Consider the following 22,761-nt stretch of genomic DNA (forward strand, 5'->3'; position numbering starts at 1 on the left):
CAATAAATATAAAACACTATTGCTTACCTAAAGTAAAGTAAGAGATAATTAAGTTTATAAGTACTATAATTTTCAAAATGATTTAGATAGATATAGGCAAGGAAATAAAAAAATGAAAAATGTTTTAATAATTAACGGACATCAATATTATGATGTAGTTGCCTTAGGTGAACTAACAAAAAAATACGTAAACAAAGCTGATGAATTTTTAAAAAATAATAACTTTGAAGTGAAACATACACATATTGAAAAAGGTTATGATATTGAAGAAGAGGGTAAAAAGTTTAAATGGGCTGATTATATAATCTTACAGTTCCCTGTTTATTGGATGGGACTTCCATGGATTACAAAAAAATACTTTGATGAAGTTCTTGTTCAAGGTGTACAATATGCAAACGATGGTAGAAGTAGAACTGATGCTTCTAAAACTTATGGAAGTGGTGGATTATTACAAGGAAAAAAATATATGTTATCTTTAACTTATAATTGTCCTTTCTGTGAGTTTGACAATAAAAATGGTTTTTTTGATGGTTTATCATTAGACCAAGCGCATATCTCTACTCACAAAATCTTTCAATTCTGTGGCTTGAAACCTCTTAAAACATACTCAGTACATGACATTTTTAAAGATGATTTAGATATAAATTTAGAGTTAAAAAAATTTACAAATATTTTACAAACAAATTTTAATATAGAAAAGGAATAACAATGAACAAAACATTTGAAGAAGCAATGGATTTTAGACACGCATGTAAAGTTTTTGATGAAACAAAAAAAATATCAGATGAAGATATGAATTATATCTTAGAAGCAGGAAGAAAATCTCCATCATCTTTTGGTATGGAACCTTGGAAGTTTTTAGTAATTACAAATGAAGAGTTAAAAGCTAAGCTTAGACCTGCTTGTTGGAATCAAGTTCAAGTTACTTCTTGTTCTCATTTAGTACTAGTGTTAGCAGCTATTGATGCTGTTAAACCAGAGTTTGGGATAGTTGAGAGAAAATTTAAAAGAAGAGCAATGCCTCAAGAAAAATTAGATTTTTATTTAGGTTTATATGCTGATCATTTAAAAGAAACTTTATCAAGTGATGAAAATGTTTATTCATGGACAGCAAGACAAACTTATATAGCAGCAGGAAATATGATGACAGCTGCAGGAATTAAAGGAATTGATTCATGTCCAATTGAAGGTTATGAAAAAGAGAAAGTTGAAGAAATTTTAGGTTTAGATACTACAAAATACCAATTATCAGTTGTTTTACCTTTTGGATATAGAATAAATGAACAATCATCTCAAGAGCGAGAAAAACTTGAAGATATTGTTGAATTTATAAACTAATTTATTAGACTTTAGTTAAAGTTGGTGCAAAAGCTTTTGTACCGACTCTTACTTTATCTGTTATTTTAAAACTTTTAGCTTCGTCTTCACACAATACAACTTCAACTAACTGTTGTCCAATTGAAATAATTGCAATATAAATAACATCAGTTTTAATAATATCTAATATTTCACCTTCAAAAGAGAACTTTTGAGAACCAGATGTTTTTAATAATACTTCAGTTGGATTCCCGTCATTTATAATTTTCCCTTGATTTAAAACTATTACACGATTTGCTAAACGATAAATTTCGCTAGGCTCATGACTTACCATAATTGTAGTTGTATTAAACTCTTTATGTAAAGTTAGTATTTCATTTTGAAGTTTTATTCTCATACTTGGATCTAGTGCTGAAAGAGGTTCATCCATTAGTAAAAGCTCAGGATTATTCATCATAGCTCTACATAGTGATACTCTTTGCTTTTGTCCACCACTTAAAGTATTAGGCAATCTTTTTGCTAACTTTGTTAGTTCTGTAATTGCTAAAAGCTTTTGAGCAAGCTTTTTATCTTTATTTACATATAAAAGATTTTGCTCAACATTCATATTGTCAAATAATGCATAATCTTGAAAAACAAAACCTATTTTTCTTTTTTGAATACTAAGAGTATTCTTATCATCAAGCCAAACTTTTTCATCTACACTAATAAAGCCTTTTGCATTCTCTAAACCAGCCAAAATACGAAGTAGGGTTGTTTTACCACTTCCACTAAGCCCTGAAAGTGCAATAAAATCACCTTTATTTATATCAAGTTTTACTTGCAAATTCATGGCTCCAGATGAACCATGTAGTTGTTTATTTATATCTATTTTTATCATATTAAACTGTAAGTGTTGACCAAGTTTTATCATTTTGTAAGGCTTCATTCAAAAGTTCACCTGTATGATTGCAAACAATGCCATGTTTTTCTAACTTTTTAACAGCATCATATTCTTGTGCACATACAATACAAGAAGAAAACTCAACTCCATCTTTTTTAATCTCTTTGATTTTTTTTCTAATTTTTTTGCTTTTAACAACAGCTTTAATAGAAGCTCCCCAAAACATTATATGGACTCTTTTCCAATAATTTCTAGGTATTGAAACACCACCATAAAGCAAAGGGAATTTTAATATACTATCAATATCTTTAGTTGAAATAACTATAAGTAAATTTTCTTTTTTCATTATCTTTCCTATATAAATGTTTTTTTCTGTTTTGCATTGAAAACATATACTGCAAATAAAACTACAAAACTCATTATTAGCATAATAGCACTATAAATATGAGCATTTGCATAATCTAAAATCTCTACATATTCATATATAGCAACAGATGCAACTTTTGTTTCTTCAGGAATACTTCCTCCAACCATTAAAACAACTCCAAACTCTCCAACTGTATGAGCAAAAGTTATGATTATTGCAGTTAAAAGTGCAGGTTTAATATTTGGAAGGGCTACTTTTAAAAGTGTTGTAAACTTGCTCTTACCACTTATATAACTAGCTTCAAGCATATTTTTATTTAAACTTTCAAAACCACTTTGCATTGGTTGAACCATAAAAGGTAAACTATAAAAACAAGAAGCAACAACTAAACCTGTAAAATTAAAAACTAGTTTAATCCCAAAATATTCATCAAAGAAACTTCCAATAGGTGAGTTTAGAGACAAGACATAAAGTATATAAAAACCTAACACTGAAGGAGGCAATACAATTGGAAGAGCGGTAATTGCTTCAATAAAAGGCTTAGCTTTTGATTTTGTTTGTGATAAATACCAAGCTAGTGGTAATGCTATTATAAATAATATTATAGTTGTTACAAGTGCCAATTTAAAAGATAAAATAAAGGGTTCAAATTCCAAATTATTAAGGTAGTTCATTACGATATAACCTTTTGTATTGATAACTCACTTGCTTTTATTAGGGCTAATACCTTGTCTTTTTCTTTTAAATTCATTCTATTTACAGAATTTGTAGTTATTATACTTGTTATAATTGTATCTTCAATATTTAATCTTAAAGAGCTTAAAAGTTCACCTTTATCAAGCCTTTCAATTATACAAGGAAGTTTATTTGATAAGCTTATTTCACCTTCAAAATCTTTTGCAATCGCAATATGTGAAGCATTTACGCTTAAAATAACTTTATTTCCTACATTAATATTTGATAATCCTAAACTCATCATTGATAAGTTGATTCCACTAAAATCAAATTGAACTATATTTAGATTTTCTAGAGTGTCAATTTTACTTACAGTAACTTCAAGTTTATTCATTGATTAAATATCCATATTGCTTAAAAATACTTTGTGCCTTTTTATCTAAAATGAAATTATAAAAAGAAAGAGCTTCTTTATTGTTTTTCGCATGTTTAAGTAAAACAATACCTTGTTCTATAGGCGTATATAAATTACTATCAAGTTCTTTCCAGTTAAGATTTTCTTTATACTGCTTCATTTTGTCTGAAAACAGTGATGATTTAGCGATTATTCCAATATCAGTAGCACTTACAGCATAAGAAATTGTTTGAGAAATTGATTCTCCATAAACAAATTTTGATTTTACATCATTAAAAACTTTTGCATTTTTTAAAGCTTCAAAACTTGCAATTCCATAAGGTGCTGTTTTAGGGTTTGCTATAGCTATTTGTTTGATCTTCTTATCTTTTAAGAGTTCATTTAAATCTTTTTTCAAATCTAATTTTCTACTACTAAATAAAGCTAATGAACCTTTTGCATAAACTTTTGGTATAGAAATTGCCTTGGAATTATTATACAAATTTTGTGGATATTTCATATTTGCAGACATAAATAAATCATAAGGTGCACCATGTGTTATTTGAGCTGTTAATTTACCACTACTTCCTAAAACTACATTAACTTTTGTACTAGGAAAAGTTGTATTAAACTCTTTGATTAAGTCATTAATTGCATAAGAAACATTAGCTGCAACTGCGATTGTAATTGAATTAGCGTTAATATTTAATACTAATAAAATATTAACAAAAAGTATTTTGTATAGCATTTAATTACCTTTAATAGTGTAAGTAAGTATATTTTATAGACATAAATTTAATCTTATATTTTATAAATATTATCTAGTGCTTACTTAAAATCAAGTGAATTACAGCATTCTATAAAATAATTAAAAAACTATAAGAAAGAAGATGATAGAATAATATAAATAATATGTAAAAGTATAGTAAAGGTAAGATATGAAAAGTGTTCCAGATATAGAAGATTGGTTAAAAAAGTTTTCTATAACTAATTACATTATAAGTGATGATTTATATGTAAGCGTTTTTGGGAATGTAAATTTAAATGGAAAACTACAAGATAAAAAATTACCGATTAAATTCAAAACAGTAGATGGTTATTTTGATATAAGTAATAACTCTTTAGAGTCATTAGAAGGTTCTCCTGAAAGTGTATTAAAAGATTTTAATTGTTCTAATAATAAATTGAAATCTCTTTTAGGTGCACCCTATAAAGTTGGTGATTTTGATTGTTCTAATAATAAATTAACATCTTTATCTTATTGTCCAAAAGAAGTAAATGGTTTTTTTGATTGTAATGAAAATGAGCTTTTATCAATCAAAGGAAGCCCCAGAACGGTTAAAGGTTACTTCAAATGTTCAAATAATAAAATTGGTTCATTAAAAGGTGGTTCACGATATGTTGAAACTCATTTCGACTGTTCCAATAACTTTTTAGAAGAACTAACAGGTGGACCAATAACTGTTGGACATGATTATATTTGTAATGGAAATAAGCTAACAGATTTAGAGAATATTGCAGATGAAATTGGCTGGGATTTAGTTACAGATATAAGATTAAATCATGTTACAAGTTCTCATGATGAAGAGCAAAATATTTGGAGATATAAAGGTAGTGAAGTTGTTGATCATATTTATAAACCTCTTGTAGAACTTTCAAATATTGATGATATTAACAGATGGTTAAGAAAACATGGAATTAGTAACTTCCATATTTTAAAAGATAATTCTGTGGATGTAAATGGAGATGTAAAATTAGCAGATAGATTATCTAATTTATTGAAACTTCCTCTTAAATTTAATATTGTAGATGGTGATTTTGATATAAGTGATAATGAGTTGATTTCATTAGAGGGTTCTCCTACTAAAGTTACTGGAAATTTTCATTGTTTCAAAAATGAAATATCATCTTTAAAAGGTTCTCCTAAAGAAGTAGGTGGTAGTTTTATTGTCTTAAGAAATAATATTGCATCTTTAAAATATTCACCATCAATTGTTAAAGAAGATTTTGTATGTTCTCACAATCCTATAAAAGACTTAGAAGGTCTGAAGACTGTTCATGGTGCTGTATTTACTGGAATTAAACTAAAAGACGTTAAGTGTCATAAGTATATTTATAAATCTGTACCAACTTACAAATATCCAGGTTCAGCTGTTATGGCTTATTTAGATAAAGCTTATATTTCCTTAACTGATGAAGAAAAAAAATATGAAAATACGAAAAATAATTTAAATGAACTTATCAGTGGAATGATTAAAGATGGAACTTTAACAAAAGAGAAGATTAATGATATATTAATTCAGAATTTATCAAAATATAATTTAAATGAATTGAAAGATAAAGTATTAAAAATCAAAAATCCTCCTGTTAAGAAAGAAAATAAAGAATTAACACAAGAAGACTTAATGACACTTGCATTTGAAAGTGAGCTTTAATTTTAGAATAATTTTTTTTAGATATAATCGCGATATAACTAGAAAAAGAATATCAATACGGAGAATAATATAATATGGTTCAAACTGTAAATCTAAAAAAAGCTTTTGGTTCAAGAGTTTTATTTCAAGACATAAATGTAAAATTAGATACTGGGAAAAGATATGGTTTAATTGGTGCTAATGGTGCTGGTAAAACAACATTCTTAAAAATTCTTTCAGGAATAGAAGATGCAACTGAAGGTGAAGTACAAGTTCAAAATGGTAAAAAAGTTGGAACTTTAGGACAAAATCAATTTGCATATGAAGAGTATTCAATTTTTGATACAGTTCTTTTAGGGAACAAAAGACTTTACGATGCAATTAAAGAAAAAGAAAAACTTTATCTTGAAGAATACACTGATGAAATTGGTGATAAATTAGGTGAGTTAGAAATTGTATGTTGTGAAGAAGACCCAACTTATGAGTATGATGTAAAGATTACTAAAATCCTTGAAGATTTAGGTTTCCCTGCTGCTCAACAAAATGATTTAATGTCATCAATTACTGGTGGAGATAAATTTAAAGTTTTACTTGCACAAGTTTTATATCCAAAACCTGATGTCTTATTCTTAGATGAGCCTACAAATAACCTTGATATCGCTACTATTGGTTGGTTAGAAAATCAATTACAACACCATGATGGTACTATGGTAGTTATTTCTCATGATAGACACTTTTTAAATGCAGTTTGTACAAATATTTTAGATGTTGATTACAAACAAATCAGAGAATTTACTGGAACATATGATGATTGGTATATTGCCTCTACATTAATTGCAAAACAAAATGAAACAGATGTAAATAAAAAACTAAAAGAAAAAGATGAGTTAGAAAAGTTTATTGCAAGATTTAGTGCAAATGCTTCAAAAGCAAAACAAGCAACATCTAGACAAAAACAATTAGATAAATTAGACGTAGGTGCTATTCAAGTTTCTTCTAGACGTGATCCATCTATTATCTTTAGACAAAAAAGAGAAGTTGGTAAAGAGCTATTAAGTCTTAAAAATATTTCTAAGTCTTTTGATGGAGAGGTTGTACTAAACAATGTTTCTTTTACAGTTGAAAAAGACGATAAAATAGCATTAATTGGACCAAATGGTATTGGTAAAACAACTATGTGTGAAATTATGGTTGAAAATATTAAACCTGATGAAGGTGTTGTTCATTGGGGAGCTACTATTCAAAATGGATACTTTCCTCAAAATGCAACAGATTTAATCAAAGGTGATGTAACTCTTTACGATTGGTTAAGAGATTTTGATAGAGATGCTGATTTAGCAGAAATTAGAAACTGTTTAGGAAGAATGTTATTTAACGGAACTGAACAAGAAAAATCTGTTAAATCTTGTTCTGGTGGTGAAAAACATAGAATGATGCTTTCAAAAATTATGTTAGAGCAACCAAACTTTATGATTTTAGATGAGCCAACAAATCACCTTGACTTAGAAGCAATTATTGCTTTAGGTGAAGGATTACTTGCATATCCAGGTTCTGTTGTTTGTGTATCTCATGATAGGGAATTATTAGATGTATATGCAAATAGAATTATTGAAATTCAAGCTGATGGATCAATTATTGATTTTAAAGGAAGTTATGAAGAATATATTGAGCAAAAAGCTTAATATATTTTACTAAACATAAAAAAAGGGGAATGAATTTATTCATTCCCCTTTTTTATTATCTAAATAAAATTTAACTATTTATTTAAATTTCTAGATGACATTCTTGATTCTTTTCTTCTAATAGCATCTTCATATCTTCTTTTATCGTCTTCTGTAACAAGATTTAATTTTGGAACTGGTGTTGGTTTTCCAGCTTCATCAACTGCAATCATAGTAAAGTAACATACATTAGTATTTTTGATTGTATGATCTTTGATATCTTCAGAAATTACTTTGATACCTATTTCCATTGATGTTCTTCCTGTATAGTTTACAGATGCATGAAATGTAACTAATGAACCAATTTTAATTGGATTTTCAAAAAGTACCATGTCAACTGATAATGTAACTGCATACATTCCTGTATATCTTGCCGCACAAGCATATGCAACATGGTCAAGCATTTTTAATATTTCACCACCATGCACGTTTTTCCCAGAAAAGTTTGCTTTATCAGGAGTCATTAACATAGTCATTGTTAATGATTTTTCTCTTTTTATATCTTCACTCATTTAATAGCCTTATTATTATCATTATTTAAAATTTTATCTATTATAAAGTAAAAGCGTATCAAAAAGATAGCAATTCTCAATATTTTTTTGATTCTTTATAGAACTATAGAAAAAAAGTAACACATTTATTTAATCATTGCGTTCATTTCTTCTTCTGTAAGAGTAGTTACTTTTAAATCAACTGCTTTATCATATTTACTTCCAGCATCTTCACCATATACTAAATAATCAGTCTTTTTAGATACAGAAGAACCTACCTTTGCTCCAAGGGCTTCGAGTTGTTTTTTGATTACTCCTCTACTAACACTCATTGTTCCTGTTAATACAACAGTTTTATCCTTGAAACTATTTTCTTCAACTTCGATTTTTTCTTCTACAAAAGGCTTAATAATATCAAGTAGTTTTAAAACTAATTCATTATTTACTCTCATAAACTCAGTAAAAGAATTAGCCATTTGCTCGCCAATTCCATCAAGTGCTACAAGTGAATCTAAATCAATATTTACAACATTTAATCCAAATTCTAAGCAGATTTGTTTTGAGGCTACTTCACCAATATGTTCAATTCCTAAAGCATTTATAACTCTATGAAGTGTTGTACCTTTTGTATTTTCAATTGAATTTAAAAGATTGTTTATTTTCTTTTCTTTAAAACCTTCTAAATCTTGTAGTTTTTCATAGTCTAAAGAGTATAAATCTAAAATATCATATATCTTTTTTTCTCGCACTAATTGCTCAACTATTTTAATTCCTAATCCATCTATATTCATACAGTTTTTACTTGCAAAATATATAATAGAGTTTGCAACAATGCTTGGACAATCAAGATTTTGACACTTAATTAATGTTCCTTCATCAAGTAGTTCACTTGAACATTGTGGACAACTATCTGGTCTTTTTATCTCTTCTTGTGTTCCATCTCGTCTATCTTTAAAAACTTTTGTAATCTTTGGAATAATATCACCACTTTTGATAATAATTACTTCATCATTTATTCTTAAATCAAGTCTTGCAATTTCATCATAGTTATGTAAAGATGCTCGCTCAACTGTTGAACCATCAATTAGTGTAGGTTCAACTACTGCAACTGGAGTTATAACACCTGTTCGTCCAACTTGTTGAATAATATTTACAATTTTTGTAGTTTTTTCAACTGCTGGAAATTTATAAGCACAAGAGTATCTTGGGAATTTTACTGTATGTCCTAATTCTTCTTGTGTTTCTAAGTCATCAATTTTAATTACCATTCCATCTAGCATCATTTCGATGTCATTTCTTGCAGCAATTATTTCATGATAAAGTTTTTCAATACCTTCGACGGTTTTAGTATGAGTGGTCATTGGAGGATGAGCAAAACCAAGTGAGTAAATATATTCCATCATCTCTGAATTCTTTCTAAACTCTAATGAGTTTTCACCAATTCCCCAAACATTAAAAAATAGTTTTCTTTTAGCTGTAATACTAGGGTCTAGCTGTCTTAAACTTCCTGCTGCTGCATTTCTTGGGTTTGCAAAAAGTGCTTCATTGTTTTTTAATCTATCTTGATTAATTTTTTCAAAGTCTGCTTTTTTGATTACAATTTCACCTCTAATTTCAAGAAGTGATTTCTCTTTTATTTGAAGTGGAATAGAGTGAATTGTTTTTACATTATTTGTAATATCTTCACCAACAGTTCCATCTCCTCTAGTGATAGCTTGTTTTAATAAGCCATTTTCATAAATAAGATTTAAAGATGCACCATCAAATTTTGGTTCACAATAAAATTCAAGATTGGTATTTACTTTTTTTGCTCTATTAATCCAATCTTCTAGCTCTTTTGTATTAAAAACATCTTCTTGTGACCACATTCTGCTTAGGTGTGAGGCTTTATTAAAACCTTCCATAACAAAACCACCAACTCTTTTATTTGGTGAGTTTGGATGTGATAGAGCAGGGTTGTCTTGCTCGTAAGCTAGACATTCTCTACTTAGTAAATCATACTCTTCATCACTTGCTAATGGATTATCTTCAACATAATAAGCATGTGCCCAAGATATCAGTTTTTCTATTTTTGTTATGTATTCATTATTTGTCATTTTTTCTCTTATCTAATATTTATTTTATATTTTTTGTAGAATATCAACTCTAAAAGGTTTCATAAATGATGTTTGTTCTCCATCATTAAAGCTATTAAATTTATTTTCAATCTCTTCTTCTAGTTGTTTTGTAATAGTATGATCATTATACGTTTGGTTCATTTGCTTGTTTTTAAAGTCTTCAAAGTTTTCATAAACTATTTCTGTTTGAAAAAAGATTTCTCTAAATAGTTTAAACTGTTCAGACTCAACAGCTTCTTTAATATGTTCAAAAGCATCAATTCTTACTTGTTGCTCATCATGAAACATTGCGATTAGTTCATTTTGTTCACCCATAAAAAGTGGTTCAGAAATATAAACTAAGCCATTTGGTTTTAAAACTCTTTCGATTTCACTTAATGCTTTTTTCATTAAATCGTATGGAATATGATGAAAAGATTTAAACATAAAAATCATATCAATACATTCATCTTCAAGCTTTATGTCTTGTGCAGAGTTTAATTTAAACTCTATATTTTCTATATTCAAGTTTAAGTTTTTTTTATGTTGTAATTCATCAACTTCACAAGCTATTATTTTTCTATTAGAACCATTAGTTGCAAGTTGTTTTGTCATAGATGCATTTCCACAACCTAGTTCTAAAATTGTTTTATTATCTAAGTTTAGTGTTTCTATTAAATAAATTTCATCTAGTGTTTGTGTGATATTCTCTTCAATTAATTTCATTATTTACCTTAAGTGTTTTAAAAGTTTATTATACAAAGATGTTCCTAATCTTCAACTGTTAAAGTAAGCTCATATAACCATTCTCGAAGATTATCCATATCTTGATAAACTTTAAAAGTTTTATCTACAATTTCTTCAGTAAAAAACACATCATCAATATCATATGTAACAAATCCAAACATTGCATTATATTTTGAAAGATATGAGTACTCATCTTCTTCTTTAAAGCCTTGAGGAAGTCTTTTGTATTTAGGATCTGGTAACTTATAGCCTTTTTGTTTTATATCTTCTAAAATTTTATGTAAATTTCTTGCATTTGTTTTGTTTTGAATATATTTTCTATAGGCTTTAAGTAAAGGTGGCTTAAAAGTTCTAATACCAGTTGCTATATAATATTGTTCAATATTATAAAAAATATAATAACTTGCACTTTGCATTCTATGCGCACCTCCTTGCCAAAAGATTATTCCAATTTTATCCTTCATAGGAGTTTTGTCTTTTGAAAATCTAGTATCTCTATATATTTTAAATAAAGAACCAGATACTTTAGGCTTTGCATTAATCATAGGAACTAGCATTTCTAAAGTTTCGCCCATTTCTTCTACAAAAGCTACATTTGGTTTTAAAATATTCTCTTCCCAAATATGTCTATTGTTTTCAAACCAAACTTTTGTATTGTTCATTTCAAGGTCTATTAAAAACTCTATTGCTTCTTTTTTAAATCCATTAAAAGTCATACTTTCCCATTTTGTTAATTTTTTAAAATTATATCAAAAACAATTTGATATAATCATCCTAATAAAAATTGGAGAATTAATGAGCTACTTAGATATATGTATAATTGGATGGAATTTAAATGCTTTAATGTTTGTTTTAAACTTTTTTTTAGCAATTAAAGTTATTTCATCACAAGATAGAGACACTTTACAAGAAGAAAGTCTTGTTTTAAAAGAATTAAAAGAAGAGCTTGATAACTATTATCCATATAGAACATACTCAACTTTTTTAACATACGCAATTCCTTTCGCAGGATTTTTTAGAATGTCATTTAGATTTGTTGAAATGTTCTTTTTCTTCCAAAAAAATCAAAATACAAAGATGTTTGATTTTATGGTATATAAATATACAAATGAAATAAATAAAATTAAAAATAATAGAGGTTAATAAATGAAGAAATTACTACTTACAACATTATTCATAAGTTCAATGTTTGCAAATGAATCTTTTGAGAAAAATAAAGAATATACTTGTTTAAATACACATAATATTAAACAAGGTCAACAGTTTAATGTAGAGGAAAAAGAAGCTGTCAAAAAACCTTTTATTTTTTCAATAAAAGAAAATCAATTAATTACAAAAGAAAATATTGTCTTTGATTTTAAAATGAGTAGGGGATCTATGTCATCATATTCAAATTCTGAATATATGTTACTTTTAACACCTGATATGGGACTAGGCTTAGTTCCTAGAAAAGCAAAAGGTTCTATACAGTTTTACTTTACTTGTAAATCAAAATAGTTAATATTATGCACAATCAGCTAAGAGGTTTTTGCAATACCCCATCTTTATTTGAAAATGATTTTTATGGATTTAAATTATTTGAGTTAGAAGATATTGACCTTGATAATTTTGATATCAATAATATTCAAATTCTTCAACAACTTCCTCTTGGAAAGAGAGTAGAACACTTTTTTGATGCGATTATTGAACAATCACCAAACTATGAAAGAATTTTAAAGAATAAACAGATTATTCAAAATAAACATACTTTTGGTGAAATAGATTTTATTCTTTTTAATAAAAAAAGAAATATATACGAACATATAGAAATGCAATATAAGTTCTATGTTTATGATGACAATATAAAAGAAGAAATTCATAGATATGTTGGACCAAATAGAAGTGATACTTTATATTTAAAACTAGAAAAACTAAAAAACAAACAATTACCTTTATTATTTAATGAAGCTACAAAAAGTTATCTTGAAGATGTTGATTTAGAAAATATTGAACAAAAGATATTGTATAAAGGGAATATCTTTTTACCAAGGCATTTAAAAGGACAAAGCTTACCTTTGATAAATAATGACTGTATAAATGGATATTATCTAAGTTTTAAAGAGTTTATTAAAGATGATTCATTTAAACAAATGTCTTTGTTTGTTCCTCATAGGTTTGACTGGTTAAGCGACCCAACTACTAATGAAACTTGGAAAAGTTACGAAGAAGCTAAAGAAGAAATAGAATTTTTTGCGAATATGAAAGCTTCACCACTTATTTGGTCAAAACAAATAATAAATGATGAAACTATAATTGAACGATTCTTTATTACTTGGTGGTAGAAAACTCTTTGAAGAGTGCTAAAATATTAGCAAACCTCTTTTACTATTTTTTGAACAACTGCAAAAACATTTTCAACTGATTGTTTTGAAACTCTTTCTTTTCTTGAATGTGGAAATTCAATACTAGGACCTATTGAAGCTACTTTTATATGTGGATATTTATCTTTAAATATTGCACACTCTAGTCCTGCATGAATTGCTTCAAGTGAAGCATTAGGATTAACTTCTTTGTATATTTCTAGTACTTTATTTGTAAACTCATTTATATCAGGTTTCCATGCTGGATACTTTCCATCTGTTGAAGTTTCAAAATTATGTTCTTTTAATTTTTCTAGTGTTTCATCTTTTAGTTGTGCTAATTCATCATTAGCCATAGACCTAGCTGATATTTCTAGTTTAATACAATCTTGGTTTGTTTTAATAATTGCTAGGTTTATTGAGTTTTGAACAACACCTAATTCATCATTTAAAGACCTTACCCCATTTTTGAAATCATATATAAAATCAATAATATTATCATCAAAAATATTTAAGTGTTCACTTTGCGTATCAATCTTTTCTATTTTCATATTTTCATGACTAGCAAGAGGTTTTGTTTTACAAGCTATTATTGCTTTTACATTAACAGGAATTGAGTTTATTCTTTCACCACCGTTTATATCTAAAAGTTTTGCATTTGCTTCTTTTATTGTTTTTGCTATTAATTTTATTGCATTTGGAATATTTTTATTTATATCAACACCTGAGTGTCCACCTTGTAGTTTTGAAATACTTACTTCATAAAGTTCAAGATTCTCATCATTTGGAATAATCTTTTTGTTAGAGTTTGTTGCAAAAATATCAACACCTCCAGCACATCCAATACAAATGCCACCTTCTTCTTCACTATCAAGATTTAGCATATATGGAGCTTTTAATTCTAAGTTTAAATTATTAGCACCAATTAAACCTATCTCTTCATCTGATGTAAAAAGATATTCACCATCTACACCATCTAAAATAAGCTTAATCATATAAGCACAACCAATTCCATTATCACTTCCAAGAGTTGAATCTTTTGCAGATAAGATATCACCATTTTCAATAATTTGTGGAATACAGTTGTCATCTAAACAAACAATATCATAATGCGATTGGAAAGCTAATTTTGCTTTTGAGTTTTCTTTTTTTACTAAAATATTATTGTGATTATCAACTAAGCATAAGAAGTTAGCTTTTGATGATATTTCTTTCATGTAATTTATAAAAGGTGAGTGTGTTCCTGAACATCTAGGAATTGAAGTAATTTCTTTAAATATATCTATTATTTGACTCAAAAAGTATCCTTTAATTTTTTAAGATTATATCAAAAAAAATTAAAGGAGATATGAGAACTAAGAATTAGTTTTCATATTTTCTTCTTGAGATATTTGTGGTTTTAAATCTCTATTTTTATATGCAAAAGCAATAGTTACAAATATTAATCCTAAAACATAGTAAACCCATGTAGGAATTGGAACAGGATCACCTGTTGCGTATGAGTGCATTCCAGCTAAATAGAAGTTTACTCCAAAGTATGTCATTAAAATTGTTGAGAATGATAATAATGAGGCTACTGCAAATACAAACGGAGTTGCAAGACCTTTTATAAATCTTAGGTGAATAACAATTGCATACATTACAATTGATACATAAGCCCAAGTCTCTTTAGGATCCCATCCCCAGTATCTACCCCATGATTCATTTGCCCAAATTCCACCAAGAAAGTTTCCTATTGTAATTGCAGCAAGTCCAACAATTAATGCAATTTCATTAATTGCATTTACATGTTTAATTGTATCATCAACATGAGGTTTGTTTTTTCTAAATATAAACATAATTAATGTCATATATCCTAAAACTGCTCCAAGTGCAAAGAATCCATAAGATGCAGTTAAAATTGATACGTGGATTGTAAGCCAATATGATTTTAATACAGGTACTAGGTTTGTAATTTGTGGGTCAATTCCAGTTAAATGTGCTACAAACATAAAAATACCTGCAACAATTACAGCTGAACTTAATGCTAATAAATGTCGTCTAAAGAACATAACACCAGCGAAAATTGCTGACCATGAAATATATAATAATGTCTCATAAGTATCAGACCATGGTGCATGTCCTGAAATAATCCATCTAAATCCCATACCAAATGTATGAACTGCAAAAATAGCAGATAAAATTACAAAGAAAACAAATGTAGTTTTTCTTGGTTTGATTTTTGGATTAAATACTACAATAAATGCAGCTATTAATATAAAGAATCCTAAAATTAAATATGCAATCATAACTTTTGGAAAAATATCAAGTTCATTAAACATAATTTCATTATCAATTTCTGCTTTACTTAAAGTAACTTCAGCTCCAACTTTTTCTTGGTAAGTTGTTAATAAAGAAATATAGTTATTTGCTTCTTCCCAATTATTTTGAATAATTGTATTAATTAACCCTCTTGTCATTTGTTCAACTGCAGTTTTGTTCTTTCCTTCAAAACCGTCTATTGCTTCCATAGGTGTATACCATTTGTTGTTATGTTCTTTATCGTCTTTTAGAACTACTTTAGGATAAATATTAAATAAACTCGCATTAAATACTGCGTACATAATATTTAATCTTTCATCTACTTTAATAATATCTTTTTCGTATGTTCCTCTTTCATTTGGTTTTGTAAGTGAAGCTTTTTCAGATTCTTTTGAAAGTAAATATGCTCCATCTTTAAAAACTTCAGAAAAAGCAATATATTTTCTTGATTCATCAACACCAATAAACTTCTTTAATTTAGGAGTTTTGATTTTTATGATTTTTAAATCTCTCCAAATTTCAGGACGAGATAACATACCAAGTACAATTTGGTCTGAATTCATTCCAAGTAATGAAGTTTTACCACTTAATTTTGTAACAATTTCTCTATTTAAAGATGAAATTGGTTTCATTCTTCCTGATGAACTTTGTGTAACTAATCTTGCAAATTTCTTTGCTGTTACATCTGAACTTTCTTTAAACGTTTTTAAGTATTCAACAGTTTGTTGTGCTTTTACTTTAAATTCTTCATCCGTTTGTGCAGCATTTGAACTTGTAGTTGCAAATGCTAATAAACAGGCAACTGTAAGAGAAGCAATGTTTTTTGAAGCAACAAATTTAGTTAATTTTGCAAATCTAGATTTTTTATCAAAGAAATTAAGTACTAAACCTAAAGTTAATAAAAAGTATCCAAAGTAAGTAGGCCATTTTCCTGGGTCATTATTTACAGATAATACTGTTCCTGTTTCATCAGGGAAATATGAACTTTGGAAGAATAAAAAGTTACCTTGATGTAAAGTTCTATTCATAAAAATTCTATAATCATAAGATGTATTATCTTCTTGAATTACAGTAACTTCAGAAGCATAAGATGATGGAGACATACTTCCTGGATATCTATCTAATTGAAAGTCATTTAATTTAATTGCAAATGGTAAATAAAGTATTTTAGAACCATATTCTAAGGAAACTGTAGTATCACCAAATTGTAAATCTCTTTGCATACCTTTTTGACTTCTTCTTCCTGGTAGTTTAATCTCTTTTGTTTCACCATTAGCTGTTACATCAACAGTTAACATTCCCATTTTTGCAGTACCTTTAGTTGCTAACATATAGTTTTTATAGTCAACTACTACATTTTTGTCATTATAAGTAATTGTGTGAGAAAATTCATTAATAGATTTCATTAATGTAGCAAATTCCATTTGATACTCTTTAAAGTACGTTTTCCCATCTTCTTTGATAGTTACTTGTAAATATGGTTCTAAAGAAATCATTCTATTTTCAGTAGAACCTTCTTTAATTTGCATAACACCTTCATATCCAACATATCTAGTAACTCCTGCACCTATTAAAATAACTACAAATGCACTATGAAATAAAAATCTTGGAGTATTTTTCCACATTTTAAATTTGTATATAATACCTGCAAGATTAACAGTAGTTAAAACTAAAGCTGTTTCGTACCAAATATTATTATAAACTAGAACCCTAGCTGTAGATGTACCAAAATCATTCTCTATAAATGTGGCTACTCCAGCTCCAATTGCTAATATAGCAAGTAAAATTAGTGTTGTCTTAAAAGAAAATAAGACATTTAAAATTTTCAATAAAAATCCTTTTTAGTATATTGTTTTAATTATAATCCCAAGTAGTTAACTCAACGTTAACAAACTATTAGTATTTATTTAAATTACAAAATATTTTCAATAAATATTACTTATAACTGTTAAAAATGAGATTATATCTAAAGATGGGTTTATTTCTTATTGATTTAAGATAACATTTTAATTAAAAGCCTTATAATTACGCCATGGATTTAATTACATTACAAAAAAAGAAAAACGAGTGTAGAACTTGGAAAAATGTTGAACCTTGGCATACAAAAATTCAAGAAATTGCACAAAAGATTAATAAAGATAATTTAGAACTTGATTATGGTGACTGGTTTAGTGTAGGAAAACGTGAAGATTTAAGTGATGAAGAGTTTAAGCTACTTGAAGAAACTGCAAAAATATTAATACCTTGGAGAAAAGGCCCTTTTAACTTATTTGGATTAGAAATAGATAGTGAGTGGCAAAGTAATATTAAATATAATTTAATAAGACCTTTCTTTAATCTAAAAGATAAAGTAGTTGCAGATATTGGTTGTAATAATGGATATTATATGTTTAGAATGCTTGAAGATAAACCAAAAAAACTTATTGGTTTTGACCCAGCTCCATTAACACTTCATCAATTTGAGTTTGTAAACCATTTTGTAAAATCAGATATTGAATATGAAATGCTTGGAGTTGAGCATTTAGAGTATTATAATCATAAATTTGATTTTATATTCATGCTAGGTGTTTTATATCATAGAGCAGATCCTGTTGGAACTTTAAAATCTCTTGCACGCGGTTTAAACTCAAAAGGTGAAATTTTAATAGATACTTTTATGATTGATGGAGATGAAGAGATTTGTTTAACACCAAATAAAAGATATTCAAAAATACCAAACATATATTTTATACCAACAATACCTGCTTTAACAAATTGGTTAAGTAGAGCAGGGTTTGAAGATATTGAAGTAATTGCTACAACAGTTACAAGTAGTGAAGAACAAAGAAAAACTCCTTGGTCTTTTGATCAAAGTTTAGAAGATTTTTTAGACCCAAATGATAGTTCTAAAACAATTGAAGGTTATCCAGCTCCCAAAAGAGTTTATATGAAAGCTAAAAAGATACAATAGATTAAAATAAATCTATTGTATCTTCTTCTTTTAAGTCTGCAAATTTAAATAATTGACTTCTTCCAAGATTTTTTGCTTCATATAATGCAATATCTGCATTTTTAATAGCATTTGTGATTTCTTCATCTTTACTTATATGTAAAGTATCAAAACCAATACATGTTGTTTTCAATAAAGTTTGATTAGTTTCATCATTAACTATTATTTTTTTCACAGAAAAGTCTTTTATAATCTTTTCAGCAATTTGAATAGCTTCAAATTCAGAAGAAGAACTTACAATTGTTACTAAAAATTCATCAGCATTAAGTCTTGCTACCATATCAAATTCATTAATATTAGAATGAATAACTTTTGCTAATTCTATTAAAACTCTATCCCCAGCATCATAATCAAACTCATCAATTACAGCTTTAAAACGATCAACACCTACCATAAGAAAATAAATTTCATCTTTTTTATTTTTACTTAGATTAAGATGTTTTGTAAGATTTTCGATTAAGTAGTTTCTATTATAAACTTTTGTAACAGAATCTAAAGATGATGATTCTATAAAGTTCTTTTTTATAATTCCATTTTGAATAATTGGAGATATTTGAAAAAATGCAGCCTCTATAGTTGCATATTTAGATTGCATTATTTGATAATGTACATTTGAAGCTACACTAAAAGATACTGTAGCATTTAAATTTGTATGTGTATTAATGATGAAAAAACATGAATGTTCATCATCTAAATAAAAATCTTCACCTTCTACAAGTAACTCTTCTCTTTGATTTGTATTTATATCAAATAAAGCAAAAACTACATTATCAATATTAAACTCTTTTTTTAACCAAAGAAATATATCTTCTGCCATTTGATTAATATTAGTAGCGTATTGTAATTGTTCATGTAAATTAAATATACTATTTAAAGCATCAAAATCTTTTTCATTATTTGCTGATGATTTAATTAACTCTAAAATTTTATTTTTCAAAATTTCCACCTAAAAAAAATCAATTGTATTTACACTTTCTTCACTATATTTGTAGTATTTACTTCTTCCCATATTTCTTGCTTCATATAAAGCAACGTCTGCTTTTTTAATTGCATCATCGACATTTATTGCATCATCAGGATAGATAGACATTCCTACACAAATAGTTTTTTTAAGTGTCTGTTCTGTATCTTCATCAACTAAAACTTTTTTATCTGAAAAGTTATTAATTAATTTCTCTGACACTATTGTAGCATTATTTTCATTAATTACATTCAATAATATAACTAAGAACTCATCTTCTGACATTTTAATTACAATATCTGATATTCTTACACTTTCTTTTAATGTATCTGTTAATTTAATTAAAACCTTATCGCCAATAGTGTAATCAAACTCATCAATTACAGCTTTAAATTTGTCAACTCCTACTTTTAAGAAACCAACTTTTTTCTGCTCTCTATTTGAAATACTAAGTATATTATCAACATATACATCTAAGTAAGACCTATTAAAGGCACCAGTAACTGGATCAACAATTGATAACTCATGTATAGATTTTTCAAGATATTTATTATATAAAGATGAAGAAAAGAATTCTAAGGAAAGTTTTAATTTAGGCTTATTTTCAACAATAAAATCATTTTCTTCTTGTATTTTTGAATATATTATAAAATGTACTTGTGTATTTTCATTTTCTACAAATTTTAAATTATTTAGAAATTTATCGAAAATATTATCATTTGATTTAAATAGAGTATCTGTTTTATCAATTGTTTTTAATAATATTTCTAATTGATTTATTTTAAATTCTTTTTTTAAATAGTGAAATATTGATAAATATATATCTTCCAAATTACTTAAAAGTTTTAGTTCTTCATTTTTTCTTATTATATCTTCACAAGTTTTATTCAAATTTATCCCTTTATATACTTTGTTCCCATTGTCTTAATGTATGGATTTCACTTTTTAATGTAGTTTTATCTCCATGACCTGGATAAATATGAAAGTCCTCTTCCCATTTTAATACTTTATTTATACTTTGTTTCATTTTTGATGCATCTGACATAGGAAAATCAAATCTTCCAATAGTTCCTTTAAAAATAAAATCTCCTGTAAATAAATGCTCATTTATCTGAATAGCAGAGCATCCTGGTGTATGTCCTGGGAAATGATGAAATTTTATTTTTATTCCTTCAAGTTCAATCTCTTCATCAGGATTGATTAATACATCTGCACATGAAGGAGGCATACCCATTCCATACGGATCTTTTTGTAACATGATATTGTCATCTTTAGGAGTGTATATTTTTAAATTATACTCTTTTTTAACAGCAGTGTTTGACCATACATGATCAAAATGCCCATGAGTATTTAATATTGCTATTGGATTTTTAACTTTGGTTTTAATCCATCTTAATGCATCGACACCTGGATCAATTATTAAATCTTTTCCATCAATTGTTGCAATATAACAATTTGTTTGATAATCACCCATTGGCTGTACTTTTATATCCATTTTAAACCTTAGTTCGCTAAAATTACTAAATTATATCAAGAAAGAGGTTATGTATGGATTATTTTTTTACACTAGAAGAAGTTTTATTAACAAGTGAACCAAAAAATAAAATAGAGAAATTTGAGAAGTTTTATAAAAAGTTTTTAGATAATGATTTTACTTTTAATGATTCTTATGAACCTTGTGTTTTAGAAGTACCATCTTATGAACCTTTTTTAAAAATTGTAAAACCAACTAGTCTTCCAAAAATTAAAAACTTTAACACAGATGAAGGTAAAAAATATTTAATTCATACCGTTTTACATATTGAATATTCAGCAATTGATTTAGCTCTTGATGCAGCTTTAAGATTTAAGAATATGCCATTAAAGTATTATCAAGATTGGTTAGAAGTTGCTAGTGATGAAATTAGACATTTTTTAATGCTAGAAGATTTATTAGCACAACTTGGAGGAAAATATGGTGATTTTCCTGTACACAAAAACTTATTTGAAGCCTTACAAGATACACCAACTTTTTTAAGAAGAATGGCTGCAGTTCCTAGATATTTAGAAGCAAATGGTTTAGACCAAAACCCAAAAATTATGGAAAAATTAAAATCAAATAATGATCCTTTTAATAGAAAAATATTAAAGGTTTTAGGAACAATTTTAGAAGAAGAAGTCGACCATGTAACAAAAGGGGATGTTTGGTATAAGTATGCTTGTGATTTAGAAAACCTTCCATATGATTCTACATATTTAGAAATCATTGAAGATGTATTTCCTGGCTCTACAAAAAGAAAAATGGATTTAAATTTTGAAGCAAGAAAACAAGCAGGTTTTTCTTGTGATGTATTAAAAATATTATCAAAAAAAAGTGATTGTGCATAATATTAAGAGCTAAAGGATTTTAAATGATTACATCAAATATAAATGAGATATTGTTAAAAAATGAAATTACAGAATCAAATAATAATGTAAATTCTTCAAATGATTTTTTGAATACTTTGACTTCAACTAAAATAGAAAATAGTAGTGATATTACAAGAGATAATTCTTTAACTTATTCAAATATTAAAGGTATTTCATTAGAAGAGATTGATACATTATTTGAAGATGAAGAGTCACGAAACATGGCTAAGAACCTTAGGTTAGCTACATTATTTACAGAAGATGAAACCTTAGGACAAGCACTTTTTAACACAGTTATGGGTGAACCATTTGAGCTTGGTTATTCTTATCTTTATGATAGATATGAAGATAAAAATAGTTTTTTTAATACTGATTCATCTTTAGCAGAATTATTGCACAGTTCTATTTCAAATAAATTAGACACAGGCAATAAAAAAACTAGTGATGTAATATCACAAGATAGATTAGATGAAATATTAACAACAGTTAACTCATTTAATTTTGTAAGTGCATTATCAACAACATCTAAAGACCAATATGGTAAATACAAAGATGATGAAGACAATGATTATTCTTTTTTATATAACGACTATGCATTAAAATATCAAGAATTAATTTATAAATATGAAGAAATAGATTTATATAATAAAAATATTATAAAACAGTTTTAATTTAAGA

The 22,761-nt window shown here is 27.0% G+C and carries 24 protein-coding genes; 10 read left to right on the plus strand and 14 right to left on the minus strand.

Annotated elements, in window-relative coordinates; translation table 11 throughout:
- Positions 1-112: 112 nt before the first annotated feature.
- Together LPB137_RS06830 and LPB137_RS06835 are read left to right on the plus strand one after the other, a co-directional pair.
- Entirely contained in the window at positions 113-706 is a 594-nt protein-coding gene (locus LPB137_RS06830; RefSeq protein ID WP_076086155.1) for an NAD(P)H-dependent oxidoreductase, read from the plus strand.
- A 2-nt stretch (positions 707-708) separates the two neighbouring features.
- Entirely contained in the window at positions 709-1,338 is a 630-nt protein-coding gene (locus tag LPB137_RS06835; protein WP_076086157.1) for an NAD(P)H-dependent oxidoreductase, read from the plus strand.
- Positions 1,339-1,342: 4 nt separating this feature from the next.
- Here the strand turns inward: LPB137_RS06835 and LPB137_RS06840 are convergent, their stop codons facing one another.
- Genes LPB137_RS06840 through modA form a run of 5 tightly spaced genes read right to left on the minus strand, consistent with a single transcriptional unit; the run spans position 1,343 to position 4,384 of the window.
- Positions 1,343-2,197 (minus strand): ABC transporter ATP-binding protein, encoded by an 855-nt coding sequence (locus tag LPB137_RS06840; protein WP_076089267.1) that lies wholly within the window; start codon positions 2,195-2,197, stop codon positions 1,343-1,345.
- A 1-nt stretch (position 2,198) separates the two neighbouring features.
- Complete coding sequence (locus LPB137_RS06845; protein WP_076086159.1) at positions 2,199-2,546, minus strand: DsrE family protein; 348 nt, start codon at positions 2,544-2,546, stop codon at positions 2,199-2,201.
- An 8-nt stretch (positions 2,547-2,554) separates the two neighbouring features.
- Entirely contained in the window at positions 2,555-3,241 is a 687-nt protein-coding gene (modB, locus tag LPB137_RS06850; RefSeq protein WP_076086161.1) for a molybdate ABC transporter permease subunit, read from the minus strand.
- Positions 3,241-3,636, minus strand: coding sequence for a TOBE domain-containing protein (locus LPB137_RS06855; protein ID WP_076086163.1), 396 nt, complete (start codon positions 3,634-3,636; stop codon positions 3,241-3,243). The genes modB and LPB137_RS06855 overlap by 1 nt, the downstream gene beginning before the upstream one ends.
- Entirely contained in the window at positions 3,629-4,384 is a 756-nt protein-coding gene (gene modA, locus LPB137_RS06860) for a molybdate ABC transporter substrate-binding protein (RefSeq protein ID WP_076086165.1), read from the minus strand. The genes LPB137_RS06855 and modA overlap by 8 nt, the downstream gene beginning before the upstream one ends.
- Before the next feature lie 190 nt (positions 4,385-4,574).
- On the opposite strand from modA, the gene LPB137_RS06865 reads away from it, so the two are divergent.
- Together LPB137_RS06865 and LPB137_RS06870 are read left to right on the plus strand one after the other, a co-directional pair.
- Positions 4,575-6,071, plus strand: coding sequence for a hypothetical protein (locus LPB137_RS06865; protein ID WP_076086167.1), 1,497 nt, complete (start codon positions 4,575-4,577; stop codon positions 6,069-6,071).
- A gap of 74 nt (positions 6,072-6,145) precedes the next feature.
- The gene (locus LPB137_RS06870; RefSeq protein WP_076086169.1) at positions 6,146-7,732 is read left to right on the plus strand and encodes an ABC-F family ATP-binding cassette domain-containing protein; all 1,587 of its coding nucleotides are present in this window, start codon (positions 6,146-6,148) and stop codon (positions 7,730-7,732) included.
- 74 nt (positions 7,733-7,806) lie between these two features.
- Here LPB137_RS06870 and LPB137_RS06875 read toward each other — a convergent pair whose 3' ends face one another.
- From LPB137_RS06875 to LPB137_RS06890, 4 genes are all read right to left on the minus strand, one after another.
- Entirely contained in the window at positions 7,807-8,283 is a 477-nt protein-coding gene (locus LPB137_RS06875; RefSeq protein WP_076086171.1) for an acyl-CoA thioesterase, read from the minus strand.
- A 125-nt stretch (positions 8,284-8,408) separates the two neighbouring features.
- Positions 8,409-10,358, minus strand: coding sequence for an NAD-dependent DNA ligase LigA (gene ligA / locus LPB137_RS06880; protein ID WP_076086173.1), 1,950 nt, complete (start codon positions 10,356-10,358; stop codon positions 8,409-8,411).
- 24 nt (positions 10,359-10,382) lie between these two features.
- Positions 10,383-11,084, minus strand: coding sequence for a class I SAM-dependent methyltransferase (locus LPB137_RS06885; protein ID WP_083657159.1), 702 nt, complete (start codon positions 11,082-11,084; stop codon positions 10,383-10,385).
- Between the two features lie 44 nt (positions 11,085-11,128).
- Entirely contained in the window at positions 11,129-11,821 is a 693-nt protein-coding gene (locus LPB137_RS06890) for a TIGR02453 family protein (protein WP_076086178.1), read from the minus strand.
- A gap of 79 nt (positions 11,822-11,900) precedes the next feature.
- Here LPB137_RS06890 and LPB137_RS06895 point away from each other — a divergent pair, with 79 nt between their 5' ends.
- From LPB137_RS06895 to LPB137_RS06905, 3 genes are read left to right on the plus strand one after another with little or no spacing between them, the layout of a single operon-like run.
- Positions 11,901-12,248 carry a hypothetical protein gene (locus LPB137_RS06895; protein ID WP_076086181.1) on the plus strand — a complete coding sequence of 116 codons (348 nt, stop codon included), beginning with the start codon at positions 11,901-11,903 and terminating at the stop codon, positions 12,246-12,248.
- Between the two features lie 3 nt (positions 12,249-12,251).
- A complete protein-coding gene (locus LPB137_RS06900) occupies positions 12,252-12,602 on the plus strand; it encodes a hypothetical protein (RefSeq protein ID WP_076086183.1) in 351 nt (116 codons plus the stop codon).
- Positions 12,603-12,610: 8 nt separating this feature from the next.
- Positions 12,611-13,426 (plus strand): DUF1853 family protein, encoded by an 816-nt coding sequence (locus LPB137_RS06905; protein WP_076086186.1) that lies wholly within the window; start codon positions 12,611-12,613, stop codon positions 13,424-13,426.
- Between the two features lie 26 nt (positions 13,427-13,452).
- Here the strand turns inward: LPB137_RS06905 and LPB137_RS06910 are convergent, their stop codons facing one another.
- Together LPB137_RS06910 and ccsA are read right to left on the minus strand one after the other, a co-directional pair.
- Positions 13,453-14,742 (minus strand): zinc-binding metallopeptidase family protein, encoded by a 1,290-nt coding sequence (locus LPB137_RS06910; RefSeq protein ID WP_076086189.1) that lies wholly within the window; start codon positions 14,740-14,742, stop codon positions 13,453-13,455.
- 57 nt (positions 14,743-14,799) lie between these two features.
- Entirely contained in the window at positions 14,800-17,574 is a 2,775-nt protein-coding gene (ccsA, locus tag LPB137_RS06915) for a cytochrome c biogenesis protein CcsA (protein ID WP_076086192.1), read from the minus strand.
- Between the two features lie 203 nt (positions 17,575-17,777).
- Here ccsA and cmoB point away from each other — a divergent pair, with 203 nt between their 5' ends.
- A complete protein-coding gene (cmoB, locus tag LPB137_RS06920) occupies positions 17,778-18,695 on the plus strand; it encodes a tRNA 5-methoxyuridine(34)/uridine 5-oxyacetic acid(34) synthase CmoB (protein ID WP_076086195.1) in 918 nt (305 codons plus the stop codon).
- 1 nt (position 18,696) lies between these two features.
- Here the strand turns inward: cmoB and LPB137_RS06925 are convergent, their stop codons facing one another.
- The 3 genes from LPB137_RS06925 to LPB137_RS06935 are packed head-to-tail and all read right to left on the minus strand — an operon-like array spanning position 18,697 to position 21,190.
- Positions 18,697-19,680, minus strand: a complete 984-nt coding sequence (locus tag LPB137_RS06925) for a GGDEF domain-containing protein (RefSeq protein ID WP_228144700.1) — start codon at positions 19,678-19,680, stop codon at positions 18,697-18,699.
- Positions 19,681-20,586 carry a GGDEF domain-containing protein gene (locus tag LPB137_RS06930; protein WP_076086201.1) on the minus strand — a complete coding sequence of 302 codons (906 nt, stop codon included), beginning with the start codon at positions 20,584-20,586 and terminating at the stop codon, positions 19,681-19,683. It lies immediately after the preceding gene.
- A gap of 10 nt (positions 20,587-20,596) precedes the next feature.
- Positions 20,597-21,190, minus strand: coding sequence for an MBL fold metallo-hydrolase (locus LPB137_RS06935; RefSeq protein WP_076086204.1), 594 nt, complete (start codon positions 21,188-21,190; stop codon positions 20,597-20,599).
- Positions 21,191-21,243: 53 nt separating this feature from the next.
- Here LPB137_RS06935 and LPB137_RS06940 point away from each other — a divergent pair, with 53 nt between their 5' ends.
- Positions 21,244-22,062, plus strand: coding sequence for a ferritin-like domain-containing protein (locus LPB137_RS06940; RefSeq protein ID WP_076086207.1), 819 nt, complete (start codon positions 21,244-21,246; stop codon positions 22,060-22,062).
- Between the two features lie 23 nt (positions 22,063-22,085).
- Positions 22,086-22,754 carry a hypothetical protein gene (locus tag LPB137_RS06945; RefSeq protein ID WP_076086210.1) on the plus strand — a complete coding sequence of 223 codons (669 nt, stop codon included), beginning with the start codon at positions 22,086-22,088 and terminating at the stop codon, positions 22,752-22,754.
- The last annotated feature ends 7 nt before the right edge of the window (positions 22,755-22,761 follow it).

Source organism: Poseidonibacter parvus (genome assembly GCF_001956695.1).
GTDB lineage: Bacteria > Campylobacterota > Campylobacteria > Campylobacterales > Arcobacteraceae > Poseidonibacter > Poseidonibacter parvus.